Source organism: Pseudomonas sp. TNT2022 ID1044, from assembly GCF_028656895.1.
Classification (GTDB): domain Bacteria; phylum Pseudomonadota; class Gammaproteobacteria; order Pseudomonadales; family Pseudomonadaceae; genus Aquipseudomonas; species Aquipseudomonas reinekei.
Window position 1 is genome coordinate 204,505 of sequence record NZ_JAMDHB010000003.1, and the last position, 24,889, is coordinate 229,393.

The following is a 24,889-nucleotide window of genomic DNA, read 5'->3' on the forward strand; positions in this document are numbered from 1 at the left end:
AACAAGCGTCCTGCTTACTGACCAGAAACCTGGGCAAGTGGAAGAGGGGAGTCGTCGATCTGCACCTTTTCGCCGGGACGGGCGTGTTGCAGGCCTTCGGTGACGATGCGATCGCCGGGTTTCAGGCCGTTGGTCACGACCCACCGATCGTTCTGCACCTGGCCCAGTTCAACCGGTTGCTGGCTGATGCGCTGTTCGGCGTCGAGCAGCAGCACTTGGGCAATACCGGCGCTGTCCCGCTGGATCGACCGCTGCGGCACGCTGATGCCTTGCTGATTGACCGCTTGCTCCAGGCGCACGCGCACGAAACTGCCCGGCAGCAGGTCGAGGTCGGGGTTGGGGAATTCACTGCGCAGAATGATCTGGCCGGTACCCGGGTCGACGCTGATGTCGCTGAACAGCAACTTGCCCGGCAACGGGTAGAGGCTGCCGTCGTCCAGAATCAATGTTGCTTTGGCCTGCCCTTGGCCGACTTCTTTCAACTGACCGGAACGGAAGGCCCGACGCAGGTCGTTGAGTTCGCGGGTTGACTGGGTGAGGTCGGCGTGGATCGGGTTCAGCTGTTGAATCAACGCCAGTGGCGTGGTTTCGTTCTGGCCCACCAGCGCGCCTTCGGTGACCAGCGCACGACCGATGCGCCCGGAAATCGGCGCGGTGACGGTGGCGTAGCCGAGGTTCAGTTTTGCCCGGTCGACAGCGGCTTTGTTGGCGGCGACATCGGCGGTGGTGTGCCGAACGGCGACCCGGGCGTTGTCGTAGTCCTGGCCGCTGATGGCATTGCCTTCGATCAGTTGGGCGTATCGCTGTTCCAGCAGCTTGGCCTGAAACGCATTGGCCTCGGACTTGCGCAGCGCGGCTTCGGCGCTGTCCAGGTCAGCCTTGAACGGTGCCGGGTCGATGCGGAACAGTACATCGCCTTTTTTCACGTCGGTGCCTTCGTGGAAAGTCCGTTGCAGGACGACGCCCGCCACCCGGGCGCGCACTTCGGCGATGCGCGGTGCGGCAATTCGTCCGCTAAGTTCGCTGCTGATCGACAGCGGCCGGGCTTCGATGGTTTCGATGCGAACACTGGCCAGTGGCGCCTGTTCTTCGGCAGTCGGAGCCTTGTCGCACGCGCTCAGCGCCAATGCCAGTGCGATCAGGCTGAGCCTGGCTAACAGATTCTTTGACATGAATGACCCCAATAATGACCCCCAGCATCCTACTGGGCGTCGGCGAAGATAGCGGTGAAGCTTTGTAGGCGCTGTGTGAAATTGTGTAAGGGTTTTACTCAGATCCGTGTGCTGGCGTATATCCTTCAAACCTTGATTCTTTCAGCGCCTGTCAGGCCGCTATCGCTGGCTTGCCAGCTCCCACAGTGGTTGAGGCTGCACACACATTTTGTGTTCACATCAGACCCTGTGGGACCTGGCTTGCCAGCGATGAGACCTGACGGGCGCCACCGCACTTTCTGGAAGCACCTGATGCCCAACATTCTCCTGGTCGAAGACGACACCGCCCTCGCCGAACTGATTGCCAGCTATCTTGAACGCAACGGGTACTCCGTCAGCGTGATCGGCCGCGGCGACCATGTACGCGAGCGGGCGCGGCTCAATCCGCCGGACCTGGTGATCCTCGACCTGATGCTGCCCGGTCTCGACGGCCTGCAAGTCTGTCGCTTGCTGCGCGCCGATTCGGCCGCGTTGCCGATCCTGATGCTCACCGCCCGCGACGACAGCCACGATCAGGTGCTGGGGCTGGAAATGGGCGCCGATGACTACGTGACCAAACCCTGCGAACCGCGGGTCCTGCTGGCTCGGGTGCGCACCTTGCTGCGGCGTAGCAGCCTCAGCGAACCGCAGACCGCCAATGACCGTATTTTGATGGGCAACCTGTGCATCGACCTGTCCGAGCGCACGGTGACCTGGCGCGATCAACTGGTCGAACTGTCCAGCGGCGAATACAACCTGCTGGTGGTGCTGGCCCGGCATGCCGGCGAAGTGCTGAGCCGTGACCAGATCCTGCAACGCCTGCGCGGCATCGAGTTCAACGGCACCGATCGCTCGGTGGACGTGGCGATTTCCAAGCTGCGGCGCAAATTCGACGACCACGCCGGCGAGGCGCGAAAGATCAAGACCGTGTGGGGCAAGGGTTATCTGTTCAGCCGTTCCGAGTGGGAATGCTGAGCCGATGTTCAGAATCCTCTTTCGCCTGTACCTGGTGACCATCGTCTCGTTCAGCGCGGCGATCTATCTGGTGCCGGACCTGGTGATCAAGGTCTTCCACGAGCGCTTTGTCGCCTACAATCTTGATTATTCCCGAGGCCTGCAAACCCTCATCGTCAAACAGTTCAAAGCCGTACCGAGCGAGCAATGGCCGGCGCTGGCGGCGCAAATGGACAAGGAATTTCAACCACTGCACATCGTCCTCAGCGGCAATGACGACGCCGGTCTGTCCGTAGACGAGCAGCAACGTTTGAAACGCGGCGAATACGTGGTGCGCGTGGGGGATTGGGGCTGGCGCACGCTGGCGGTGGCGCCGCTGGACGAGCGCACGGTGGTGCAGATGGTGGTGCCGCCAGATCCGATGGACGTGAGCCTGTTGTACTGGAGCATCAACGTACTGATCGGCGCGACCATGCTCGCGTGTCTGTTGTTGTGGTTGCGCCCGCACTGGCGTGATCTGGAACGCCTGAAAAGCGCGGCGGAGCGTTTCGGCAAGGGCCATCTGAGCGAGCGCACGCGGATCGCGGCCAGTTCCAACATCGGCAGCCTGGCCAACGTGTTCGACACCATGGCCGGTGACATCGAAAATCTTCTTAACCAGCAGCGGGATTTGCTTAACGCGGTCTCCCATGAGCTGCGCACGCCGCTGACCCGTCTGGACTTCGGCCTCGCGCTGGCGCTTTCCGACGACTTGCCCGCTACCAGCCGCGAGCGCCTGCAAGGCTTGGTCGATCACATTCGTGAACTCGATGAGCTGGTGCTGGAGCTGTTGTCTTACAGTCGCCTGCAAAATCCGGCGCGGGTGCCGGAACAGGTCGAAGTGCCGCTGGATGAATTCATCGACAGCATCCTGGGCAGTATCGATGACGAGCAATCGCCGGACATCGTCATCGACGTGTTGCTCCACGGCCAGCTCGAACGCTTCACCCTCGACCCGCGGCTGACCGCCCGCGCGCTGCAAAACCTGCTGCGCAACGCCATGCGCTACTGCGAAAAGCGTATCCAGATCGGCGTGCAGGTGTGCCCCAAAGGCTGTGAAATCTGGGTGGATGACGACGGTATCGGTATTCCGGACGACGAGCGCGAACGGATCTTCGAACCGTTCTACCGCCTCGACCGCAGCCGCGACCGGGCCACCGGCGGGTTTGGTCTTGGGCTGGCGATCAGTCGACGGGCGCTTGAGGCGCAGGGCGGTACGTTGACGGTCGAGGCTTCTCCGCTGAGTGGCGCAAGGTTCCGTTTGTGGTTGCCGACAGCGGTTTAGTGTTACTCGACCTGTCATTGCGGTCAGTAGTCAACCACGCCAATTCGGCGTTTGATTGAAAACACGCAGTCAAGCTGAAGCGCCACCCACACTCAGAAGCCCGTACCTACCGGAAGGTCAGGCGCTCAATCGGCCGCGCAGTGACTTGGCCATGGCTTCCAGGTCGGCCATGGAATTGCGCCCGATCAGCATCCACGCGTGTTGCATACCGGCCCAGTAGATGATGTTCATGCCGTGCCGACGCTCCCGGGCAAAATGCCGGCTGCCGCTGTTGGAGCGGGTGATGCACAGCGCCAGCGGGCCGTGGACCGGGTCGAGGTAGGTAATCTGGGCGATGGGCACGCCGTCGTATTCAAGGATTTGCGCGCGCTTGATTTCAGCGCGAGGCAACGCCAGCTGCGCCGGTGCAAGGCTCAGATCCAGGCTGGTCTCGATCGTGCGCAATTGCGAGCGCTGGGCGGCTTCGTCGTTGGGCAAGTGGTCGAGTGTCTGCGGGATGTAGAGCACCATGTAGTCGGCCACCAACTGGCGCCAGTTATCGTTTTCCTGACTGGCTTGCCAGCCGAGGAACAAACGATCCGCGAGCACGCCGCTCACCACCAGCCCGGCTGCCGCCGCGAGGAACCAGCGGCGACTCAGGGGCGGGCGGGGTGCCGCGGGCAAGGTGTCGAGCATGGCTTGCATGCGATCCACCGGAGCCTGGCTTGCCAACTCGTCGTAGGCGGACTTGAACGGCAGGCTGCTGCGGTTGAGCCATTGCAGGCGCAGGCCGAGCATCGGGTCTTCGGCCACGGCGGCGTCGATGCGCTGGCGTTGCTCGCTGTCGAGTTGGTTGTCGAGGTACGCCACCAGTTGCTCGTCTGTGGGGTTCACGTTCATCGACGTTCTCCGTGAGTGGAGGGGTTCGGTACGGCTTGCAATGGCGGGTATTCCGCCAGTTTGGCCCGGGCGGTGGCCAGGCGACTCATCACGGTGCCGATGGGCACCTGCAGCACCTCGGCGACTTCGCGGTAGGACAAGCCTTCGACATAAGCCAGAAACACGGTTTCCCGTTGGGTTTCCGGCAGCGCATCGACGCGGCGGATGACCTGCGCCGCCATCACATGGGTTTGCGCTGCGTATTCACCGTCGAACGACAACACCTGTTCACCCTCTATCGTGCCTTGCCCGTGACGCACCCGACGGGCTCGTATTTCGTTGAGCCAGATCGAATGCAGAATGCTCATCAGCCAATGGTCCATGCGCGTACCCGGCGCAAACTGCGCGGCGCGTTCCAGCGCCCGCACGCAGGTTGCCTGCACCAGATCTTCGGCCACATGCCTTTGTCGGGATAACAGCAGTCCGTAACGCCACAAACGCGCCAGGTGCTGGCCCAGTTCTGCCCTTATTGCCTGATCGCTGGCGATGGCGACCTCCGCGTGTTTGACTGGTCAGGTTTTCGATGAGTCGGGCACATCAGTTTGATCGGCTGCAACTGCTCCTGTGCGGGATCCAGTTGACCCCTGATCACGCAGGCTTCACCCAGGTGCTCGCGAACCAAAGTGAAGCTCCATGGGTGTCAGGGTGACTGTCAAAACGCAAACACGCCAGCGCGAACATTTATTCATTTTTTTGTGCTGTTGTACGCAATCACAGATCAGATCGGCGGAGCGGTTGGTCCCGCATTTGGCCGAACCACTGCCTTACTGCCCACCACAATGCCTTGTTATAGTTCGGGCCTCTTTTTTTGCCCGCTAAAGGATCACTGGCATGTCTCAATACAGCGCGTTCACCGTCGAACTGGTCGATAAAATTGCACATGTACAGATCAATCGCCCGGAAAAGATCAATTCAATGAACGCTGCGTTCTGGCGTGAGATCGTCGAGATTTTCCAGTGGATCGACGACACCGACGAAGTACGCGTGGTGGTCCTCAGCGGTGCCGGTAAACATTTTTCCTCGGGCATCGACCTGATGATGCTGGCCGGTGTGGCCAATGAACTGGGCAAGGACGTCGGGCGCAACGCGCGCCTGCTGCGACGCAAAATCCTCACCTTGCAAGCCTCTTTCAACGCCGTCGACAATTGCCGCAAACCGGTGCTCGCCGCCATCCAGGGTTACTGCCTGGGCGGTGCCATCGACCTGATCGCCGCCTGCGACATGCGTTACGCCGCCGAAGACGCACAATTCTCGATCAAGGAAATCGACATCGGCATGGCCGCCGACGTTGGTACGCTGCAACGCTTGCCGCGAATCATCGGGGACGGCATGCTGCGTGAACTGGCTTACACGGGTCGCACTTTCGGCGCCGACGAAGCGCGCGGCATGGGTCTGGTCAATCGCGTTTACAGCGACACCGCCAGCCTGCTCGACGGCGTCATGGGCATTGCCCGCGATATTGCCAGCAAGTCACCGATTGCGGTCACCGGCACCAAGGAAATGATCAGCTACATGCGCGATCACCGCATCGATGACGGCCTCGAATACGTCGCCACCTGGAACGCCGCCATGTTGCAATCCACTGACTTGCGCGTGGCCATGGCCGCCCATATGAGCAAACAGAAACCCGAATTTCTGGATTGATTGAAAAATGACTTCACGCTGGACCACTGCAGTACTGGACACCGACCAACCCGGCGGCTGGGCCGTGGCGCGTAGCCCGGAAGGTTTTTTGTTCGACGACAACGGGGCGCTGTTCCCCCGGGAATGGCTCAAGCGCCAGGACCTGCCGGTTCTCGCCGAACATGGCATCGGCCACCTCGACGGCGAGCCGGTGTACCTGCTGGAGTTACGCAGCCCCGCTGAAATACCAGGCTGCAACTGGAAAGGCTTGCGGGCGTTCATGCTCGAAGGCGATCACACGGTGTACAAGGTGCTCGGATACGCCGCGCAGATCGGCACCTGGGCCCGTGAACATCGTTTTTGCGGTAATTGCGGTCAAGCCATGAGCCAGGTGCCGCGCGAACGGGCGATGTATTGCCAGCCGTGCGATCTGCGCAGCTACCCACGGATCTCGCCGAGCATGATCGTGTTGGTGACCCGTGGCGATGAAGTGCTGCTGGCACGCTCGCCACGGTTCGTTACCGGGGTCTACAGCACCTTGGCGGGGTTCGCCGAACCGGGCGAATCGGCCGAGGACTGCCTGATTCGCGAGGTGCGTGAAGAAGTGCGGATCGAGGTCCAGAACATCCAGTACATGGGCAGCCAGTGCTGGCCGTTCCCGCATTCGATGATGCTCGGCTTCCATGCCGAGTATGCCGGTGGGGAAATCGTCTGCCAGGAAGACGAAATCGAAGACGCCCAGTGGTTCAACGTGCACGAACTGCCGCCGTTGCCGGCATCACGTTCGATTGCACGTTACTTGATCGACGTCTACGTGGCCCGGCGTTTAGGCCACGCTGAACCAGTGTTGCCAGGCTAGCCGCACGGTCAGGCCCAGTACCACGGTGATGAACACCGGACGAATGAATTTCGCGCCGCCGCTGATGGCGGTGCGAGCCCCGAAAAAGGCACCGACCATCACCGACAGGCCCATGCTCAGGCCGATGATCCAGTCCACTTGCCCGGAAAAAATGAACACCGACAGCGCCGCCGCGTTGCTGACGAAGTTCATGCTGCGCGCCACGCCGCTGGCCTTGACCAGATCGATCGGGTACATCAGCAGGCTGCTGACGGTCCAGAACGCACCGGTGCCGGGTCCGGCCACGCCATCATAGAAACCGAGGGTGAAACCCTGGGTCGATTGCCACTTTTTCTTGATCGGCGCGTTGCTGTCCAGCGGCGCTTTCGGCGTGCCGCCAAACAATAGATAAAGGCCACAGGCAAACACGATCACCGGCAGCATCTTGTTCAGCCATTCTGCCGGCAGGTAATGCGCGACCACGGCACCGGTCAGGGCGCCGACCAAGGTGCCGACGATCGCGTGCACCCATTGCCGGGGATGGAACAATTTGCGGCGGTAGAAGGTGAAACTGGCGATCGCCGAGCCGAAGGTCGAGCTGAGTTTGTTGGTGCCAAGCACCAGGTGCGGTGGCAGGCCTGCCGTGAGCAGGGCCGGGGTGGTCAACAGACCACCGCCGCCGGCAATGGCGTCTATGAAACCGGCAATGAATGCGACGAAGGCCAGAATGGCCAGGGTAGTAAGGTCAACGCTGAGTTCGAAAGGCATGGAGTCGGCTTAATCGGCGGGGCGCAGAAAAGGGCTGCGGGGAAGGGCGACATCTTACCCACCCGAACAACACAACACCAATGGAGGAGCTGGCAAGCCAGCTCCTCCAGGGATCCGCGTCGCGTCGGATTACAGGCCCAGATCCGACAAGCCCGGATGGTCATCAGGACGACGACCCAGCGGCCAGTGGAACTTGCGCTCGCTTTCCTTGATCGGCATGTCGTTGATGCAGGCAAACCGGTTAGCCATCAAGCCGTTCTCGTCGAATTCCCAGTTCTCGTTGCCGTAGGAGCGGAACCAGTTGCCCGAATCGTCGTGCCATTCATAGGCGTAACGCACGGCGATGCGGTTGTCGGTAAATGCCCACAGTTCCTTGATCAAGCGATAGTCCAGTTCCCTGGCCCACTTGCGGGTCAGGAAACCCTTGGCTTCTTCGCGGTTGTAGGCGAACTCGGCGCGGTTACGCCACTTGGTGTCCAGGGTGTAGGCCAGCGACACACGTGCCGGGTCGCGGGAGTTCCAGCCATCTTCGGCCAGGCGAACTTTTTCGATGGCCGATTCACGGGTGAAGGGCGGCAATGGCGGACGAACTTCGGCGTTGGACATTATAAAATCTCCGAATCAATTTAAAGTTGTAAACACGTTGTCGGGCTCGATTAAGTTGCTACAGGTCCAATAACTTTCGCGCCATGCATTGCGCATTATCGGCGGCACTGTGATCACCCATTACAAGCGCCACGGTAATGGCACCATCAATCAGGATCAGCAGTTGTCTGGCCAGCAACTGCGGATCCTCGGCACCATGTTCGGTACACAGCTCGCACACGTAGTCGAGCAGTTTTTGTTTGTGCTCCTTGGCAAGCAGCCGGATCGGGTCTTGCGGGTCGCCGGTTTCCCCGCTGGTGTTGATGAACGCGCAGCCCCGAAAGCCTTCGGAGTCAAACCACGACTTGAGCACGGTAAACAGGTTGAGCAGGCGGTCGGCCGGGGTTTCGGCCTGTCCGACTTCGCTTCTGTACCAGTGCATCCAGCGTTGGTCGCGGCGTTGCAGGGCGGCGACGGTCAGCTCCTCCTTGTTGGCGAAATAGCGGTAGATGCTTTTTCTGGAGACGCCGGCGGTCTTCACCAGAAGATCCATGCCAGTGGCAGCGATGCCACTTTTATAGATCAACTTTTCGGTAACATCCAGGATGATGTCGCGTGTGTCGTTGCTAGTGATTTCGTTCATGCGGCATACAGTAGAACGATCGTTCTCCTTGGTCAACGGGTTTTTTGTTTTCCTGATAATGGCCATCGCTGGCAAGCCAGCGCCTACAAAAGAACGCGTGTACCTGTAGGCGCTGGCTTGCCAGCGATGGCGTCATTACAGCCAGTAACAAGACCCAAGCCGATCCATGGTGTAAGCTCACCAACTCTCTGGATTCGACCCATTGCGAGCCCTATGCCGTCGCTTTTCAAACGCTCCCTGCTGCCTAAACTGCGCAGTTTCCCGCTGACCGCCGATGCCGTCACCATCCTCTCTGGCGCCGCCGAGTTCCGACGTTGCCTGCTGGAAAAAATCGCCAGCGCCACTCAGCGCATCTACATCGTCGCGCTGTACCTGCAACAGGATGAGGCCGGTCAGGAAATTCTCGATGCCTTGCACGCTGCCAAACTGGCGCGTCCGCAACTGGACGTGGTGGTGGTCGTTGACTGGTTGCGCGCCCAGCGCGGTTTGATCGGTGCCGGCAAACAACCGGGCAACTCGGCCTGGTATCAGGAGATGACCCGTACCCACGCCAGTGAAGTGCCGGTGTATGGCGTGCCGGTGCAAACCCGCGAGTTGTTCGGGGTGTTGCATTTGAAGGGCTTCATCATCGATGACTGCGTGATCTATAGCGGTGCGAGCCTGAACAACGTCTACCTGCACAAACTCGACAAGTACCGCTACGACCGTTATCACCTGTTGAACAACAGCGTCCTGGCTGATTCGATGCAGCATCTTGTTCAGCATGGCCTGGTGGCCTCCAAAGCGGTGCATCGCCTCGACCTGCCGAACCTGCCGACCACCCGCAGCTTGCGCAACGACATCGGCGATCTGCGCAGCCGCCTCAAGCACGCCGCGTACGACACCACCCAGGGCTCCACGGACAAGAGCGGTCTGTCCGTCAGTCCGTTACTGGGCGTGGGCAAGAACAATCCGTTGAGCCGGGTGATCGGCGAGTTGATCGCCAGCGCCAGGCATCAACTGACCATCTGTACGCCGTACTTCAATTTGCCGTTGGCCGTCACCCGGGAAATCAACCGGGCACTGGCGCGCGGAGTGAAGATCGACATCGTGGTCGGCGACAAGACGGCCAACGATTTCTACATCCCGCCGAGCGAGCCGTTCAAGGTGATTTCGGCGTTGCCGTACCTCTACGAAATCAGCCTGCGTCGCTTCGCCAAGCGCCATCAGCGCAACATCGACAGCGGTCAGTTGAACCTGCACCTGTGGAAGGATGGCGACAACACCTACCACCTCAAAGGCATGTGGATCGATCAGCGCTATACCTTGCTGACCGGCAACAACCTCAACCCGCGAGCGTTTCGTCTCGATCTGGAAAACGCCTTGCTGATCGACGATCCCAAAGGCGAACTGCTGGAACCGCGCCGGACTGAACTGGCGCAGATCTTCCAGCACACCCGGCGCATCGAGCGTTATCAGGACCTGGAGACCTTGCCGGAATATCCGGCGGGGGTTGCGAAGTTTCTCAAACGTGTCAGTCGGGTACGGATTGAGCGGTTGCTGTATCGGATTTTGTAGCCGTTCTGCGGGGCGGCGATACGGGAGAACCCATTAGCGGCAGAGCGTAATTTTATAGTTCCTTTCAGACGTGCGTTTTAGGCTGGCCTCACGTATTCATTTGAAAGGAAGCTGAAAAGATGCCTGCGTCACCTGCCGCTATCAGTACGACCACTCCCATTGCAACATCTCGGAACGAACCTGATTCTTCTGCGCAACCAACCCGAATGTCACGGTCGCTTTCGAGAACGCAAAGCGGCGAAGATAAATTAAAGCCGATCCCATTGAGCCCTGACAGCAATCAGCCCGTGTTGAGAGCAGTGCCTGGCCAAAATGGAAACGGGCACATCACCCACCGCCCCGACGGCAGACAACACGACGAACAGCGCGCGACCACGGTGCTCATCCTGGCCAGTGATCCGGATATCTCCTCACAAGCTGATCGAGCCCTACAAGCGAGCATGCTTGGGCAATTGGAATCCGGGCAAAATATTTCGATGCCAGTTCCGGCAGGCTGTTTGATCGATAAACCGCTGGAACTTTATAAACAAGCCTTGAATGATCCCAAAGTGCTTGCCTGGTTCGAATCCAAGGGCTTGGCGCTGGATACAGTGAAGGTCCATGAGGGCTCGGTATCCGGTCGCACTTCCCGTGACGATCCAGGCAGCATCGAAACGTTTACCTTGTGCGATACCTCGGGATGGTGGCAGGTATCAAAACAAGTGCTCGCCGCCAGGGAAGTACTTGATCTTGGCGACTTCGGTTTACCTTATGTGAATGAAGATCAGAAGCTTGTCCCGTGTAACGTGATGCTTGATTTTTATGGGGTAGTGCCGCCGACCTCCGAGGAGGAAGCCGGCGAACTGGCCAATCGACTCAAACGCGAGGGATGGCCTGAAATCACGGACGAAGAAAGGATCGCGCTGGGTAAAGAGTGTCATAGCGTCAAGGAGTTAATCAGAGAGGCGAAAGCACGGGAAACGCTGATCAAAGAGTTGGGAGAGTGGGTCAAAGACAAGCCTGACAAAATGAACCTGTCGTTGTCCGGTCAATACAGTGAAAGTGCCGGCGACTCGCCGCTGGCGCACAAGAGCTTGGCAATACTTCATCACTTGAATGATTTTTTCGAGCTGCCGGAAATGATTGCGCTCTGTGCGGGCGAGAATATTGAAGCCAGTCTGCTGCCTGTCAGAATCAGTGAGAACAAGATCCAGGTCTTTATTCACGACTCACAATGGTATGACTTGACGGATCTGGTTAACCGTCAAAGTACATTGACTGGCCCTTTCAATGCGCTGCTGCGCATGGTGAAGGACACGGGCAATGCGCTGTACGCTCCGTTGAACTTTGATATTCCGCAGATACTGACCTTCAGCGGATTTAGTGTTCCCAAGACCGTGGGCGAAGTTCGCAATATTATTCGATGGCTGCAAACGTCTTTGCCTCAGGCCACGCCACTGGGCGACTACGGCGCCGAGTTACTGGCGAGTGCCCATTCACCGATACAGCTCACCGCAGCCGAAAGAGCGAAAGTTATCAGTGTCGCAAGCGGGTTTTTAAGCAGCTCCAGCTCAATTATCGATGAATTGGGCGCGGACCTGCTGCAAAAAACATCCGTGGAATTGCGGCGCAATCACGCCGATGTATTACTGAAACAGATACTTGAAAAAAGCCAATCTGCTGTCTGTGGGCGGCAATTGCTCGGGGCGCTGAACTGGTATGGTGCGGCAGAAACGGCTTCGCCCGAGCACTATCAGAAACTGTTGCTGGCAGCGATCAAACTGGAAGTCGATCCTGACGCTCCCGGCAAGCCGGGAAACATTGCAGGCTATAACGTCTACCAGGCCAAAAATCTGGGGCGTGATCTGACAGAAGTGCGTTCAGAGATTGAACAGCACCTTATCGATCAAAAGGGTGTGAGTTCGCAGGCTGCGCCACTGATTGCGCATTTGTTTCTGGCAGACGTAGCCCCGGAATTTCTCACGCAGGGTGCAAACGCAGGGATTCAGATGGGCACGGCGACCTGGGTGACCTTAAGACTGGGGGGCGCTATTGCCGAGTGTGTGGATCCCGGGTGTTCGCGAATGATGACCAACGAACAGTTGATGTCACTTTCGATGCTCGCGCCCACAACGCCTGAGCTGCAATTTCTGTTCAGGAGCCTTGCGTTTGATACGTTGATGACATGGGCAGCGATGAACGGTGTTGTTCAACAGCGCGGGGCATCTTCGTATTCTGCCAGCGACTATATGATCGCCGCGGAAAAGTTTGCGACCCAGAGAGCGGAATATTCTCAAGCAGTGGCAGGGTTCGAGCGCGAGCTGGTGACACGAAGAGAAATTGCAGCTAAAGAACTTAGGCGTGCTTTCCCCAATACACCCGAGATGTTACTGGAATCGACGGAGGGAAGGCCGCAGCCAACGCAGGGGAAACAGGTACCCATTGAGGAAGTAATGATCGGCCCGCGGGGTATTGAAGAGTTCAACATAACGTATAAGGGCGAAACGAAATCGATCGTCGACGCTTATATGGAGGGAGACATTTCTTCAGGCGCTTGGGAAATGCGAAATGTTCCGATGCCGAATGAGCGGTTTGACGCCGGCTGGGAGAAGTTGCCCGATTTGCATAAACTCTTGAAGACATCCGTAGATAGCTTTTTTAATGCGCGCAAGCAGGGTTTTGTTACCACGACAAAAAACCTGATTGCGACGTTGCCGCTGGAAGATCGTCAGAGCCTTGAGTTTGGAGAAGTGCAGTTCTTTACGTTGCGCGAAGAAACGGGAATGCCTAAAGAAGATGAAGAACCAAAGCACCGGGCGGCATTCCTTGGACGCCAAGGAACACTGTTGCGTTGCGAGTATCAAGACGGCGAAGCTAAAAAGGTCAGCTACTTCGAAGTGTTTCCGGGGCGGATGTCAATTATCAAACGCACGGATTTACCGTATGAGTTACCACTCGATGGTGAAATGAAACACGAACGGACCAGAACGGGTAGGGGACGGACGGTCAATACGCTTGCACAACGCGGAACCCCTTTGCCGTTTGATTTTTCCGCCTATGCAAGAGGCTCCGTGCCGATAGCTGGCACTGTATCGCAAAAGCTAATTATCGAAAAATTGGGTGAAACCCTTCCCGCCAACCCTGCTCGAGTGGATTCGCGTCAGTCCGTGCCAGACAGTTACTTTTCAAAAAGGACCTTGGATATCGTCGACAAAATCGTTAACGACAATCTACTTAAAGGAGAATGGGATTCACTGTTTGAGAAAGCCCACGGCACCACCACCGAAGAGGCTAAACGTGCAGATAGGGAAAAAACATATAATTTTCTACTGCAACTTATTCCTTTCTATGCTGCTGTCAAAGATTTGCAATCAGGGGAGCGAATGCGCTTCATAAACGGCGTCTTTGGTTGTTTTACAGATGCGATTTCCGGCCTGAACACGATGGCGGGTGGGCTGAGCAAGGGGGTGCCTGCAGTGCGGTCTGCCACCTCGACCACGGCCAAGGCCGTTGAAGCTTTCAAAATTGCCGGGAAGACCATGGTTTCGTTGGTTAACCCGCTGGACGGTGTCCCGGGCATGATCGTAGGGTTCTCAGGTCTTGTCACAGGAGGGGTCGCAAGAGCCGTTAGCGGTTTCCCCAAGTTATTCAAAAGCGGCGTGTTCGCTTTGACCAAAGACGGAATTGCGAGTATGCAGGCGTGCACGGATCGCCTCAGGGCGTTTTTTGGTGGTCATGCCAGCGGAGCCGCTGCACCATTTCAACCCAGTCGGGTGAACACCGTTGTCAATAATGTCAGCGGCACTGTCAACGGTACCGAAATAACGGCTATTCGGGAAAACGGAAAATGGTACGCGCTGGATAGAAACGGCAACCCGATTGGCCGGGCGCTCGACAATTTCATGGAATTGACGGCCTAGGGTCGATCAGAAACACACTGACGAAAACCCATCCGCAACGCTATCGCCATCCATGAAGCCAGAAGTCCTGCGACTGATGTTGATATCAGTCGCAGGCCGGTGGTGATTGCAACCCTCAGTTCAACCCCAGTTTCCCCCGCAATGTCGACAAGTCCTCAGCCAGTGTATTGACCGGCCCGACCAGCGCCTTACGGTCGTTTTCCTTCACTTTGTCGTAAGTCTCGAAACCGCCGTCTCTGGTCTTGTACTTGGCCAGGATGGTGTTCACCGTGGTGAAGTTCTTCTCGACTTTGGCAACGAACGCAGCGTCCTGTTTTTCGATTTGCGGACGGAACAGGTCGACGATTTTCTTCGCGCCGTCGATGTTGCCCTGGAAGTCATACAGGTCGGTGTGGCTGTAGCGATCTTCCTCGCCGGAGATCTTGGTGGCCGCCACTTCTTCGACTAACGCGGCGGCACCGCCGACAACTTTTTCCGGTGGGAACGTCAGGTTCGCGACGCGGGTTTGCAGGTCTTTGACGTCTTTGTCCAAACCGTCCGCCAGGTCGCCCAGGCCCTTGGTGCTGTTCTGCGAGAACAACGAATATTCGATGCGGTGAAAGCCGGTGAAGTCTTCGGCAGTCACGCCTTTTTCATGGTCGTCGACACGGGAGTCGATGGAGGCATCGAGGTCACTGAACAGCTCGGCGATCGGCTCGATCGACTCGTAATAAACCCGGGTCGGCGCATAGAGTTTTTTCGCGGTGGCCAGGTCGCCTTGTTTCACCGCATCGGTGAACTGCCGGGTGTGGCTGGCCAGTTCATCGAGCTGCTCGGTGACGTAGATCTTGTAGTCGGAAATCGGCTGCACCAACGCCATCGGCGCCGTGGTCGCGAACGCTGAAAACGGGGTATTGAGCAAGCCTAGGGTCAGCATTAACGCCAGTGGCGACTTTTTCATGGGACGGCTCCGTGTGGGGTTGTTTATGCGGTTTTTGTGGGTTGTGTGGCAGCCAGCAGGGAGCGACCGATGAAGTCCTGGTCGCCCGTCACGCCGGGCAGGGTAAAGAAGTAACCGCCGCCCACCGGTTTGAGGTATTCCTCCAGCGGCTCGCCATTGAGGCGGGTTTGCACGGTGACAAAGCCTTTCTCCAGATCCGCCTGGTAGCAGATAAACAACAGGCCCATGTCGAGCTGACCGTTCTTGTTGACACCGTTGGAGTAATTGAACGGCCGACGGAGGATCAGGTTGGCCTGGGTCGCGGCGGTGCGCGGGTTGGCCAGGCGGATGTGCGCGTCAAGTTTGGTCAACTTGCCTTCGGGGTCCTTGGCGTAGTCCGGGACTTGCGTTTCATGGGTGCCGCCCATGGGCGCGCCGCTGCTTTTGACTCGACCAAGAATGCTTTCCTGCTCCTGCAACGGTGTGCGGTCCCAGCGCTCGACAAAATTGCGGATGATCCGAACCGCCTGATAGCTGCCGTTCGTGGCCCAGGCCGGTTCGTCGCTGCCGGGCTGGACCCAGACGATGTTGTCCATGGCCTTGGCATCGTTGGAATCGGGGTTGGCGGAACCGTCGCGAAAACCGAGGAAGTTGCGTGCGCTCTGCGCCGGCACGCCAGGTTTCGCCGGCGCCTGGGGCGGCACGCTGCCTTCCTGTTTCCAGCGCACCAGCAACAGGTCCGGCAGGTTTTTCACGATGTCGCGCAAGGCGTGAATATTGGTGTCGGCGGTGTTGGCGCAAAACTGCAGGCTCAGGTCGCCGTGGCAGCAGTCCGCGTCGAGTGCATCGTTGGGAAAACCGACCATGCGGATCAGGCGCTTGGGCTTGGCGTCGGCCAGGCCAAATCGTTCGTCGAACAGAGACTCGCCAACCGAGACGGTGACGGTCAGGTTATCCGGCGTCACGACCGGGCCGAGAATCCCCGAATCCACCGGTGGCAATTTCGGGTCGACCTCAGTCACCGGACCGCCCTTCATCAGGAACGCGATGCGCTCGTTGAGGGTGCGGAACAGGCGTTCCAGGTCTTCGCGATCAGTGGCGAGTACATCAAACGACACCAACATGCCGGATGCCGGACGTGGGGTGACGATGCCGCTTTGATGTTTGCCGTGGAAGTCGTGACGGTCTTCGGTTGTATCGCTGCGCGGGGCTTCAGTGACCTGCGCGGGGCTGGCGGCCATGGCGGGGCAGCTCAATGCTGTACCGGCCAGGGCGACACCGGCGGCGCCCATGCCCATCAGTACCCGGCGACGTTGAAGGTTGAATGGCTCTGAATCGTTCATCTGAAAAGGGTCTTCTGCTTACAGGCCGGAAAGGCCAAGGGCGGGATCAATGCCATCGAGGGCGTCGGCGAGGGCCTTGGCCTTCTCGGCGATCTGCTGACGCTGCTGGGCGTTCACGCTGTCGTAACGGGCGTAGCCGTCACTGACTTTGAAGCCGTTGAGTTGCGTATCGAAGGCGGCGAGGGCCGCGTCAATCTTCGGCAGCAACTCAGCCGCGGATTTCGCCAGCAGCGGCCGTAGCAGGTCGACGACCTTGCGCGCGGCGTCGAGGTTGCCGATGAAACCGTTCAAGTCGGTGTGGCTGTAGCGTTCCTCTTCGCCGCTATCGGCACGCACCTCGGCAAGGTTGTTGAGGTTGCGTACCACCATGCTCACCAGCTGTTCCGGTGGCAGCGATTGGGCCAGCAGTTGTTGTTTGAGGCGGGTGACGTCGGCGAGCAGGCGTTGGGCGACAGGTGCCAGTCCATTGATGTCGCGCTGTTGGAACAACCCATATTCGAGGCGGTGGAAGCCGATGAAACCCGGATCCTGCTCGCGCTTTTCGAAATAATCGGCGCGGGCGTTGATGGCGTTGTCCAGCTCGGCCAGGCGTTGGGCGGCGGGGGCCAATCGTTGATAGGCCGCGCGAGCCGGTAGATACAGGGTCTGCGCCTCGCTCAAGTCGCCGGCTTCGATGGCTTGCTCGAGGGCGGTCACGGCGTTGATCAGCGCCGAGCCCTGGCGGCTCACGTACACGCGAAACTCTGACAACGGCCCGACAAACGCCACCATCGATGGCTTGGCCTTGGCCGCCGCATCGGACGCCGCCGTCGGCGTGACATGCAGGGTGCCGCGTGGGTTACTCAACAGGCCGCAGGTGATCGCATAGTCGCCGGGCAGGAGATTGGCGTTGATCACCTGACTCAGTCCGGGCGCGATGTTCTCACGCTCCTCGACCACCAGCACGCCGTCGAGGATTTCCCATTCGACGGCCCGGTCCGAGCGGTTGACGATGCGGAAACCGGCGCGACCGGCCGGCACCGTCAGCGCATTGGGTTCGCAGCGGTGCGGGTGAATGGTCACCAGCACTTCGTCGTGGTTGGCCTGGCGTTTGGCGGCGGCCATTTTCGAGGCGTAGTAGAACAGGCCACCGGCGGCGATCATCACGATCACCGAACCGGCCACCGCCCAGCGCAAGGTGCGGGGCGGGGAGGCCTGGGAAGGAGGTTGGTTTGGCATGGTTGCCCTTACTGGCTGGAAACTGAAGAGGAGTGATTGGCCGGAGCCGGTGCGGGGAGGAAAAACATCACCAACGCCACCAGCAGGTAAATCAGCCAGACGCCGAGGGTGCTCACGGTCGGCGCATCCTGATAACCGAACATGCCGGCCAGCACCGAGCCCAGCGGGCCATCCATCGGCAGCGTCGCACTGATGTCGAACAGCACGGTTTGCAGGTGGTTCCACACCCCGGCTTCATGCAGCGCCTGCACGGAGTTGGCGAGAATGCCGGCAGCCACGACGAGGATGAACAACCCGGTCCAGCGAAAGAACGCGCCGAGGTTCAGACGCATGCTGCCGGTGTAGATCAGGAAGCCGACGACGATGGCCAGGATCAGGCCGAGCAGGGCGCCGATCGGTGCCGCCGGGCCTTCGCTTTGCTGGAATACTGCGAGCAGGAAGAACACTGTTTCCAGGCCTTCCCGGGCGACGGCGAAAAACACCATGGCGATCAGTGCGGTCACCTGGTGTCTGGAGCCGGTCAGCGCCTGATCGAGGGACGCGTGCAGCGAATGCTTGATCGAACGCGCCACCTTGCGCATCCAGAACACCATGGAACTCAAGATGCCCACGGCCACCAGGCCGACCACGCCTTCGAACAGTTCCTGTTGTTTTTGCGGGAATTCAGCGCTGACCAGTTCCAGGCCGCCGCCTACCAGCAGGGCGAGGGCGGCGGCAAGAAAGACGCCGATCCACACGGCGGGCATCCACTGCCCGCGACCGGTCTGTTGGAGGTAACTGGCGATGATGCCGACGATCAACGCCGCCTCGATACCTTCGCGCAGCATGATCAGAAAAGGAACGAGCATTCAGCACCGTCACGGATTTAGATAGGGAGCTAAGTTGTAACATAATGACACTCATTCCCATATGGGACTGATTGACATTTAGCTGAACCTAAGCTGAACGGTTTGCAAGATCACGCAGCATCCTGTGGGAGCCCACAAGGATCTCCTTTGCACATACGGGCTGCGCTAATATGCCCACCACTCGAACACGAACAGGGCTTGCCTCGCTCAATGTCGGAAAAAGACACCATCTCCATCCAACTGGTGCGTGAAGCGCTGTTGCAAAGCTGCGCCCCGGGCCTTGTCACCGACGAGGTGTTGAATAAGGTCGGCATCGAGCCTTTGCTGTTGAACAACAGCGCCGCGCGGGTCCCGGCCACGGCATACGCGCGACTCTGGCGCTTGCTGGCCCGGCGTGGGGATGATGAGTTTTTCGGCATGGACCCGCGCAAGCTCAAGTCCGGCAGCTTCGAGTTTCTGTGCCGCTGCGCCATGATCCAGCCGAGCGTGGCGGCGGGTCTCACCAGCGGCCTGGGCTTCCTGTCGTTAATGCTCGAACGCATGCCCGCCGAATTGGTTCGCCAGCAAAGCCTGGCAGAAATCGTGCTGCTGGAAGACGACCACGATCCACGCCGCGCCTTCACCTATTTCACCTACTGGATGATCGTGCACGGCGTGGCGTGCTGGCTGGCGGGGCGGCGGATTCCGATCCTGGCCATCGAGTTGCGCTGCCCGCAGCCGGATTTTTGCGATGACTATCAGGTGATGTTTTCCGAGAACCTGCGTTTCGACCGGCCACGCACGCGGATGATTGTCTCTGCCGATTGCCTCGACCTGCCGATCAAGCGCACGGCGGAAGAACTCAAGCGTTTCCTCGCTCACGCGCCGGCCAACATTCTGGTCAAGTATCGCGATCCGCAAAGCCTCGCCAGCCGGATCAAGCACGACTTGCGACAACTGCCCGCCGAGCAATGGCCGGAAACCGAAGCCCTGGCGCAACGCCTGTGCATGTCGGCTTCGACCCTGCGTCGTCGGTTGTCCGAGGAAGGCCAGACCTATCAAGCGCTCAAGGACAGCGTGCGCAAGGAACTGGCGATTGTCTGGCTGGCCGAGCCGAGCATCAGCTTCGCCGACATCGCCACGCGGCTGGGGTTTGCCGATGCGAGTTCGTTCTACAAGGCGTTTCGCAAGTGGTCGGGGTCCAATCCTGGGCATTATCGGAGTTTGATTCTTAACGAATCCCACTGATCCACAAAGGCACTGCACTTGCTGGATCTTGGCCAAACCAGTCAAGCAACTTGATAACTTTGACCATTGCCCGAGACGCAGCGCAGAGCGAGTATTTCCCTGTTAGTTACGGTTCCCCCAACCTAATAAAAATACAGAGGGATTCTGGCAATGCGCGATTACCTGTCTGCTGTTTCACAGTTCAATTATCAGCACACCGTCGACGCCGCACTCGCGGGTGATCTGACAGCCCTCAACGCCTGCGTCGAATGTTGCGACCGCCATGCGTTGCCCGGTCGTATCGCACTGTTTTGGGAAGGACGCGATGGCGCCAGCGCCACGTACACCTTCACCGACCTGCAAGATAAAGCCGCGCGCTTTGCCAATTTCCTGTTGGCCCAGGGCGTGAAAAAAGGCGACAAAGTCGCCGGCCTGTTGCCCCGTAACATCGAATTGCTCATCACCGTCTTCGCCACCTGGCGTATCGGCGCGGTCTACCAGCCGTTGTTCACGGCGTTCGGCCCCAAGGCCATCGAACATCGCCTCGCCAGTTCGGGCGCCAAGGTGGTGGTGACTGATGGGGTCAACCGCTCGAAACTCGCTGAAGTCGCCGATTGCCCGACCATCGTCACCGTCGGCGGTGCAAAAGGCCAAGGCATCGTCCGGGGTGATTTCAGCTTCTGGGCCGAACTGGCCAATTACGCCAATGTTTGCGAACCGGTGATGTTGACCGGCGAAGATCCGTTCCTTCTGATGTTTACCTCTGGCACCACCGGCCCATCGAAAGCACTGTCGGTACCGCTCAAAGCCATCGTCGCGTTCCAGAGTTACACCCGCGACGCCGTGGATCTGCGCCCGGAAGATGCATTCTGGAACCTGGCCGATCCGGGCTGGGCCTACGGCATCTATTTCGGTGTGACCGGCCCGATGGCCATGGGACACCCAATCACGTTTTACGATGGCCCGTTCACCCTCGAAAGCACCTGCCGCGTCATCAATAAGTACGGCATCACCAATCTCACCGGTTCGCCGACAGCTTATCGTCTGTTGATTGCCGGCGGCGATGAGTTCGCCAAGTCGATCAAGGGCAAGCTGCGCATCGTCAGCAGCGCCGGTGAGCCGTTGAATCCAGAAGTGATCCGCTGGTTCGCCGAGCAGCTCGGTGTGGTCATTCACGACCACTACGGCCAGACCGAGCTCGGCATGGTGCTGTGCAATCACCACGCGCTGCAACACCCGATCCACATGGGCGCTGCCGGTTTTGCCTCGCCGGGACACCGCATCGTGGTGCTGGACGAGCAATTCAAAGAACTGGATGTCGGCCAGCCGGGCATCCTCGCCATCGACCGCACCCAGTCGCCGATGTGCTGGTTCGCCGGTTACGAAGGTGCGCCGACCAAGGCCTTCGTCGGTGATTACTACCTGAGCGGCGATACCGTCGAGTGGAACCCGGACGGCAGCATCAGCTTTGTCGGTCGCAGCGATGACGTGATCACCACCTCGGGCTACCGCGTCGGTCCGTTCGACGTGGAAAGTGCGCTGATTGAACACCCGGCCGTGGTTGAAGCCGCCGTCGTCGGCAAGCCCGATCCGGAGCGCACCGAGCTGGTCAAAGCCTTCGTCGTGCTCAACCCGCAGTACCGCGCCGAACCCGAACTGGCCGAAGAGCTGCGTCAACACGTGCGCAAACGCCTGGCGGCGCACTCGTACCCGCGTGAAATCGAATTTGTCAGCGAATTGCCGAAAACCCCAAGCGGCAAATTGCAGCGCTTTATCTTGCGCAATCAGGAGATCGCCAAGGCTCAAGAGGCCGCAGCGAAGAACGTTTCAGCTTGAATCCAAGGAAACAATGATGCAGATCGAAAACAAGGTTTTTCTCGTCACCGGCGGCGCTTCGGGCCTCGGTGCGGCCACCGCAGAAATGCTGGTCGCGGCCGGTGCCAAGGTGATGCTGGTGGACATGAATGCCGAAGCGGTTGCAGCCCAGGCCCAGCGCCTGGGCGCACACAGCGTGGTCGCGGACATCAGCAATGAAGCGGCGGCCGAAGCCGCGGTGCAGGCGACGGTCAAAGCGTTTGGCGGCCTTAATGGCCTGGTCAATTGCGCCGGCATCGTGCGCGGCGAGAAGATCCTCGGCAAGAACGGTCCGCACGCGCTGGCCAGCTTCAGTCAGGTGATCAACGTCAACCTGATCGGCAGCTTCAACATGCTGCGCCTGGCCTCGGCGGCGATTGCCGAAACCGAGGCGGACGCCGATGGCGAACGCGGCGTGATCATCAATACCGCATCCGCAGCAGCCTACGACGGCCAGATCGGTCAGGCGGCCTACGCGGCGTCCAAAGGTGCGATTGTCAGCCTGACCTTGCCTGCCGCCCGGGAACTGGCGCGCTTCGGCATCCGTGTGATGACCATCGCCCCGGGCATTTTCGAAACGCCGATGATGGCCGGCATGACCCAGGAAGTGCGCGATTCCCTGGCCGCCGGTGTGCCGTTCCCGCCGCGTCTGGGCAAGCCTGCCGAGTACGCCGCGCTGGTGCGGCATATCATTGAAAACAGCATGCTCAATGGCGAGGTGATCCGTCTCGACGGTGCCTTGCGCATGGCCGCGAAATAAGGAGGAATTGTCATGAGCCTTTCCAACGATCCGATTGTCATCGTCAGCGCCGTCCGCACCCCGATGGGTGGTTTTCAGGGCGATCTGAAAAGCCTTACTGCACCGCAACTCGGCGCTGCGGCGATCAAGGCTGCGGTCGAACGCGCCGGTGTCGCCAGCGGTGCGGTCGATGAAGTGCTGTTCGGCTGCGTACTGCCTGCCGGCCTCGGCCAGGCCCCGGCGCGCCAAGCGGCACTGGGCGCCGGGCTGGACAAATCCACCCGCTGCACCACCCTCAACAAAATGTGCGGCTCGGGCATGGAAGCGGCCATTCTGGCCCATGACATGCTGGTTGCCGGCAGCGCCGAAGTGGTCATCGCCGGGGGCATGGAAAGCATGTCCAACGCGCCGTACCTGCTGGACCGCGCCCGCAGCGGCTACCGCATGGGCCACGGCAAGGTGCAGGATTCGATGTTCCTCGACGGCCTTGAAGACGCCTACGACAAGGGCCGCCTGATGGGCACCTTCGCCGAGGATTGCGCCGAAACCAACGGTTTCAGCCGCGAGGCGCAGGATGCCTTTGCCATTGCTTCCACCACCCGCGCACAACAGGCGATCAAGGACGGCAGCTTCAAGGACGAGATCGTGCCGCTGACCGTGACCGTCGGCAAAGAGCAGGTGACCATCAGCAATGACGAACAGCCGCCGAAGGCCAAACTGGACAAGATCGCTTCACTGAAACCGGCGTTCCGCGAAGGCGGTACCGTGACGGCGGCCAACTCCAGCTCGATCTCCGACGGCGCGGCGGCGCTGGTGCTGATGCGTCGCTCCGAAGCCGATAAGCGCGGGCTGAAGCCGTTGGCGGTGATCCATGGCCACGCGGCGTTCGCCGATACGCCGGGCCTGTTCCCGGTGGCACCGATTGGCGCCATCAAAAAGTTGATGAAGAAAACCGGCTGGTCGCTCAATGAAGTGGATCTGGTGGAAGTCAACGAAGCCTTCGCCGTGGTCGGCATGGCGGCGATGACTCATCTGGAAATTCCCCACGAGAAACTCAACGTACACGGTGGCGCCTGCGCCCTGGGCCACCCGATTGGTGCATCTGGCGCGCGGATTCTGGTCACGTTGCTTTCGGCATTGCGCCAGAAAGGCCTGAAACGCGGCGTTGCAGCGATCTGCATCGGTGGTGGCGAAGCGACGGCCATGGCCGTGGAATGCGTGTACTACGGCTAATGCAAATCCCTGTGGGAGCGGGCAAGCCCACTCCCACAGGTTCTGTTTCAACCAGTTTCTTTGCTCAAGATTTGTAAGGATTCACCATGATCCCCAATGACGACCAACAACAAATCCGCGACATGGCCCGGGACTTTGCCCAGGAACGGCTCAAACCCTTCGCCGCCGAGTGGGACCGTGAGCACCGTTTCCCCAAGGAAGCCATCGGCGAGATGGCTGAGCTGGGTTTCTTCGGCATGTTGGTGCCGGAGCAGTGGGGCGGTTGCGACACCGGCTACCTGGCCTACGCCATGGCCCTGGAAGAAATCGCCGCCGGCGACGGTGCCTGCTCGACCATCATGAGCGTGCACAACTCGGTGGGTTGCGTGCCGATCCTGCATTACGGCAATGATGAGCAGAAAGAACGCTTCCTCAAGCCTTTGGCCAGCGGCGCGATGCTCGGTGCATTTGCGCTGACCGAACCGCAAGCCGGTTCCGATGCCAGCGGCCTGAAAACCCGCGCCAGACTGAACGGTGATCACTACGTACTCAACGGCTGTAAACAGTTCATCACCTCCGGGCAAAACGCCGGCGTTGTGATTGTGTTTGCGGTGACCGACCCGGCTGCTGGCAAGCGCGGCATCAGCGCCTTCATCGTGCCCACGGACTCGCCGGGCTACAAAGTCGCGCGGGTCGAGGACAAACTCGGCCAGCATGCGTCCGACACCTGCCAGATCCTGTTCGAAGACGTCAAAGTCCCGGTGGCCAACCGCTTGGGCGAAGAGGGCGAGGGCTACAAAATCGCCCTGGCCAACCTCGAAGGCGGACGCGTCGGTATCGCCTCACAATCGGTGGGCATGGCCCGCGCAGCGTTCGAAGCGGCCCGCGATTACGCCCGTGAACGCGAGAGCTTCGGCAAGCCGATCATCGAGCATCAGGCCGTCGCATTCCGCCTGGCTGACATGGCGACCCAGATCGCTGTCGCGCGGCAAATGGTGCATTACGCCGCCGCCCTGCGTGACAGCGGTCAACCGGCGCTGGTCGAAGCGTCGATGGCCAAGCTGTTCGCCTCGGAAATGGCCGAGAAAGTCTGTTCCTCGGCATTGCAAACCCTTGGCGGTTACGGTTACCTGAACGACTTCCCGCTGGAGCGGATCTACCGCGACGTACGGGTTTGTCAGATCTACGAAGGCACCAGCGATATTCAGCGCATGGTCATTTCGCGCAATCTTTGAAAGAAGGAACCCCTAC

The 24,889-nt window shown here is 59.6% G+C and carries 21 protein-coding genes; 11 read left to right on the plus strand and 10 right to left on the minus strand.

Annotated features, from left to right (window positions below):
• Positions 1–14: 14 nt before the first annotated feature.
• On the minus strand, positions 15–1,172 hold the full coding sequence (locus M5G20_RS05780; RefSeq protein WP_273918313.1) for an efflux RND transporter periplasmic adaptor subunit: 1,158 nt from the start codon (positions 1,170–1,172) through the stop codon (positions 15–17).
• Positions 1,173–1,463: 291 nt separating this feature from the next.
• Between M5G20_RS05780 and M5G20_RS05785 the strand changes: the two genes are divergently transcribed.
• The gene (locus tag M5G20_RS05785; protein WP_150733100.1) at positions 1,464–2,165 is read left to right on the plus strand and encodes a response regulator transcription factor; all 702 of its coding nucleotides are present in this window, start codon (positions 1,464–1,466) and stop codon (positions 2,163–2,165) included.
• Positions 2,166–2,169: 4 nt separating this feature from the next.
• Positions 2,170–3,468, plus strand: a complete 1,299-nt coding sequence (locus M5G20_RS05790; protein ID WP_273918314.1) for an ATP-binding protein — start codon at positions 2,170–2,172, stop codon at positions 3,466–3,468.
• A gap of 117 nt (positions 3,469–3,585) precedes the next feature.
• Here the strand turns inward: M5G20_RS05790 and M5G20_RS05795 are convergent, their stop codons facing one another.
• A complete protein-coding gene (locus M5G20_RS05795; protein WP_273918315.1) occupies positions 3,586–4,347 on the minus strand; it encodes an anti-sigma factor family protein in 762 nt (253 codons plus the stop codon).
• On the minus strand, positions 4,344–4,844 hold the full coding sequence (locus tag M5G20_RS05800) for an RNA polymerase sigma factor (RefSeq protein ID WP_197678095.1): 501 nt from the start codon (positions 4,842–4,844) through the stop codon (positions 4,344–4,346). The genes M5G20_RS05795 and M5G20_RS05800 overlap by 4 nt, the downstream gene beginning before the upstream one ends.
• 373 nt (positions 4,845–5,217) lie before the next feature.
• Between M5G20_RS05800 and M5G20_RS05805 the strand changes: the two genes are divergently transcribed.
• Positions 5,218–6,030, plus strand: a complete 813-nt coding sequence (locus M5G20_RS05805; RefSeq protein ID WP_273918316.1) for a crotonase/enoyl-CoA hydratase family protein — start codon at positions 5,218–5,220, stop codon at positions 6,028–6,030.
• Positions 6,031–6,037: 7 nt separating this feature from the next.
• Positions 6,038–6,868, plus strand: a complete 831-nt coding sequence (nudC, locus tag M5G20_RS05810; RefSeq protein ID WP_273918317.1) for an NAD(+) diphosphatase — start codon at positions 6,038–6,040, stop codon at positions 6,866–6,868.
• On the opposite strand, the gene M5G20_RS05815 is transcribed toward nudC, so the two are convergent.
• The 3 genes from M5G20_RS05815 to M5G20_RS05825 form a co-directional block, all read right to left on the minus strand.
• Positions 6,836–7,615 (minus strand): TSUP family transporter, encoded by a 780-nt coding sequence (locus M5G20_RS05815; RefSeq protein ID WP_273918318.1) that lies wholly within the window; start codon positions 7,613–7,615, stop codon positions 6,836–6,838. The genes nudC and M5G20_RS05815 overlap by 33 nt on opposite strands.
• Before the next feature lie 129 nt (positions 7,616–7,744).
• Positions 7,745–8,221 carry a nuclear transport factor 2 family protein gene (locus tag M5G20_RS05820; protein WP_273918319.1) on the minus strand — a complete coding sequence of 159 codons (477 nt, stop codon included), beginning with the start codon at positions 8,219–8,221 and terminating at the stop codon, positions 7,745–7,747.
• A 58-nt stretch (positions 8,222–8,279) separates the two neighbouring features.
• On the minus strand, positions 8,280–8,843 hold the full coding sequence (locus M5G20_RS05825; RefSeq protein ID WP_273918401.1) for a TetR/AcrR family transcriptional regulator: 564 nt from the start codon (positions 8,841–8,843) through the stop codon (positions 8,280–8,282).
• 213 nt (positions 8,844–9,056) lie between these two features.
• Here M5G20_RS05825 and pssA point away from each other — a divergent pair, with 213 nt between their 5' ends.
• Together pssA and M5G20_RS05835 are read left to right on the plus strand one after the other, a co-directional pair.
• Positions 9,057–10,400: a CDP-diacylglycerol--serine O-phosphatidyltransferase gene (gene pssA / locus M5G20_RS05830; RefSeq protein WP_273918320.1), complete on the plus strand. Its 1,344-nt coding sequence runs from the start codon at positions 9,057–9,059 to the stop codon at positions 10,398–10,400.
• Positions 10,401–10,519: 119 nt separating this feature from the next.
• On the plus strand, positions 10,520–14,299 hold the full coding sequence (locus M5G20_RS05835) for a hypothetical protein (protein WP_273918321.1): 3,780 nt from the start codon (positions 10,520–10,522) through the stop codon (positions 14,297–14,299).
• 115 nt (positions 14,300–14,414) lie between these two features.
• Here the strand turns inward: M5G20_RS05835 and efeO (M5G20_RS05840) are convergent, their stop codons facing one another.
• The 4 genes from efeO (M5G20_RS05840) to efeU are packed head-to-tail and all read right to left on the minus strand — an operon-like array spanning position 14,415 to position 18,627.
• A complete protein-coding gene (gene efeO, locus M5G20_RS05840; protein ID WP_273918322.1) occupies positions 14,415–15,239 on the minus strand; it encodes an iron uptake system protein EfeO in 825 nt (274 codons plus the stop codon).
• 23 nt (positions 15,240–15,262) lie between these two features.
• Positions 15,263–16,561: an iron uptake transporter deferrochelatase/peroxidase subunit gene (efeB, locus tag M5G20_RS05845; RefSeq protein ID WP_273918323.1), complete on the minus strand. Its 1,299-nt coding sequence runs from the start codon at positions 16,559–16,561 to the stop codon at positions 15,263–15,265.
• Between the two features lie 18 nt (positions 16,562–16,579).
• On the minus strand, positions 16,580–17,779 hold the full coding sequence (efeO, locus tag M5G20_RS05850; RefSeq protein WP_273918324.1) for an iron uptake system protein EfeO: 1,200 nt from the start codon (positions 17,777–17,779) through the stop codon (positions 16,580–16,582).
• Positions 17,780–17,787: 8 nt separating this feature from the next.
• Positions 17,788–18,627 (minus strand): iron uptake transporter permease EfeU, encoded by an 840-nt coding sequence (gene efeU, locus M5G20_RS05855; RefSeq protein WP_273918325.1) that lies wholly within the window; start codon positions 18,625–18,627, stop codon positions 17,788–17,790.
• Positions 18,628–18,837: 210 nt separating this feature from the next.
• Between efeU and M5G20_RS05860 the strand changes: the two genes are divergently transcribed.
• From M5G20_RS05860 to M5G20_RS05880, 5 genes are all read left to right on the plus strand, one after another.
• On the plus strand, positions 18,838–19,854 hold the full coding sequence (locus M5G20_RS05860) for an AraC family transcriptional regulator (RefSeq protein WP_273918402.1): 1,017 nt from the start codon (positions 18,838–18,840) through the stop codon (positions 19,852–19,854).
• A 150-nt stretch (positions 19,855–20,004) separates the two neighbouring features.
• On the plus strand, positions 20,005–21,669 hold the full coding sequence (locus tag M5G20_RS05865) for an AMP-binding protein (RefSeq protein WP_273918326.1): 1,665 nt from the start codon (positions 20,005–20,007) through the stop codon (positions 21,667–21,669).
• A 16-nt stretch (positions 21,670–21,685) separates the two neighbouring features.
• Complete coding sequence (locus M5G20_RS05870; protein ID WP_273918327.1) at positions 21,686–22,447, plus strand: SDR family NAD(P)-dependent oxidoreductase; 762 nt, start codon at positions 21,686–21,688, stop codon at positions 22,445–22,447.
• Positions 22,448–22,459: 12 nt separating this feature from the next.
• Positions 22,460–23,659, plus strand: a complete 1,200-nt coding sequence (locus tag M5G20_RS05875) for an acetyl-CoA C-acyltransferase (RefSeq protein ID WP_273918328.1) — start codon at positions 22,460–22,462, stop codon at positions 23,657–23,659.
• 86 nt (positions 23,660–23,745) lie between these two features.
• A complete protein-coding gene (locus tag M5G20_RS05880; protein WP_150733083.1) occupies positions 23,746–24,873 on the plus strand; it encodes an acyl-CoA dehydrogenase in 1,128 nt (375 codons plus the stop codon).
• The last annotated feature ends 16 nt before the right edge of the window (positions 24,874–24,889 follow it).

What these genes read in the sequence shown, in the direction of transcription:
- M5G20_RS05780 (WP_273918313.1), bottom strand. Translation starts at nt 1,172, where the DNA reads ATGTCAAAGAATCTGTTAGCCAGGCTCAGCCTGATCGCACTGGCATTG.
- M5G20_RS05785 (WP_150733100.1), top strand. Translation starts at nt 1,464, where the DNA reads ATGCCCAACATTCTCCTGGTCGAAGACGACACCGCCCTCGCCGAACTG.
- M5G20_RS05790 (WP_273918314.1), top strand. Translation starts at nt 2,170, where the DNA reads ATGTTCAGAATCCTCTTTCGCCTGTACCTGGTGACCATCGTCTCGTTC.
- M5G20_RS05795 (WP_273918315.1), bottom strand. Translation starts at nt 4,347, where the DNA reads ATGAACGTGAACCCCACAGACGAGCAACTGGTGGCGTACCTCGACAAC.
- M5G20_RS05805 (WP_273918316.1), top strand. Translation starts at nt 5,218, where the DNA reads ATGTCTCAATACAGCGCGTTCACCGTCGAACTGGTCGATAAAATTGCA.
- nudC (WP_273918317.1), top strand. Translation starts at nt 6,038, where the DNA reads ATGACTTCACGCTGGACCACTGCAGTACTGGACACCGACCAACCCGGC.
- M5G20_RS05815 (WP_273918318.1), bottom strand. Translation starts at nt 7,615, where the DNA reads ATGCCTTTCGAACTCAGCGTTGACCTTACTACCCTGGCCATTCTGGCC.
- M5G20_RS05820 (WP_273918319.1), bottom strand. Translation starts at nt 8,221, where the DNA reads ATGTCCAACGCCGAAGTTCGTCCGCCATTGCCGCCCTTCACCCGTGAA.
- M5G20_RS05825 (WP_273918401.1), bottom strand. Translation starts at nt 8,843, where the DNA reads ATGAACGAAATCACTAGCAACGACACACGCGACATCATCCTGGATGTT.
- pssA (WP_273918320.1), top strand. Translation starts at nt 9,057, where the DNA reads ATGCCGTCGCTTTTCAAACGCTCCCTGCTGCCTAAACTGCGCAGTTTC.
- M5G20_RS05835 (WP_273918321.1), top strand. Translation starts at nt 10,520, where the DNA reads ATGCCTGCGTCACCTGCCGCTATCAGTACGACCACTCCCATTGCAACA.
- efeO (WP_273918322.1), bottom strand. Translation starts at nt 15,239, where the DNA reads ATGAAAAAGTCGCCACTGGCGTTAATGCTGACCCTAGGCTTGCTCAAT.
- efeB (WP_273918323.1), bottom strand. Translation starts at nt 16,561, where the DNA reads ATGAACGATTCAGAGCCATTCAACCTTCAACGTCGCCGGGTACTGATG.
- efeO (WP_273918324.1), bottom strand. Translation starts at nt 17,779, where the DNA reads ATGCCAAACCAACCTCCTTCCCAGGCCTCCCCGCCCCGCACCTTGCGC.
- efeU (WP_273918325.1), bottom strand. Translation starts at nt 18,627, where the DNA reads ATGCTCGTTCCTTTTCTGATCATGCTGCGCGAAGGTATCGAGGCGGCG.
- M5G20_RS05860 (WP_273918402.1), top strand. Translation starts at nt 18,838, where the DNA reads ATGTCGGAAAAAGACACCATCTCCATCCAACTGGTGCGTGAAGCGCTG.
- M5G20_RS05865 (WP_273918326.1), top strand. Translation starts at nt 20,005, where the DNA reads ATGCGCGATTACCTGTCTGCTGTTTCACAGTTCAATTATCAGCACACC.
- M5G20_RS05870 (WP_273918327.1), top strand. Translation starts at nt 21,686, where the DNA reads ATGCAGATCGAAAACAAGGTTTTTCTCGTCACCGGCGGCGCTTCGGGC.
- M5G20_RS05875 (WP_273918328.1), top strand. Translation starts at nt 22,460, where the DNA reads ATGAGCCTTTCCAACGATCCGATTGTCATCGTCAGCGCCGTCCGCACC.
- M5G20_RS05880 (WP_150733083.1), top strand. Translation starts at nt 23,746, where the DNA reads ATGATCCCCAATGACGACCAACAACAAATCCGCGACATGGCCCGGGAC.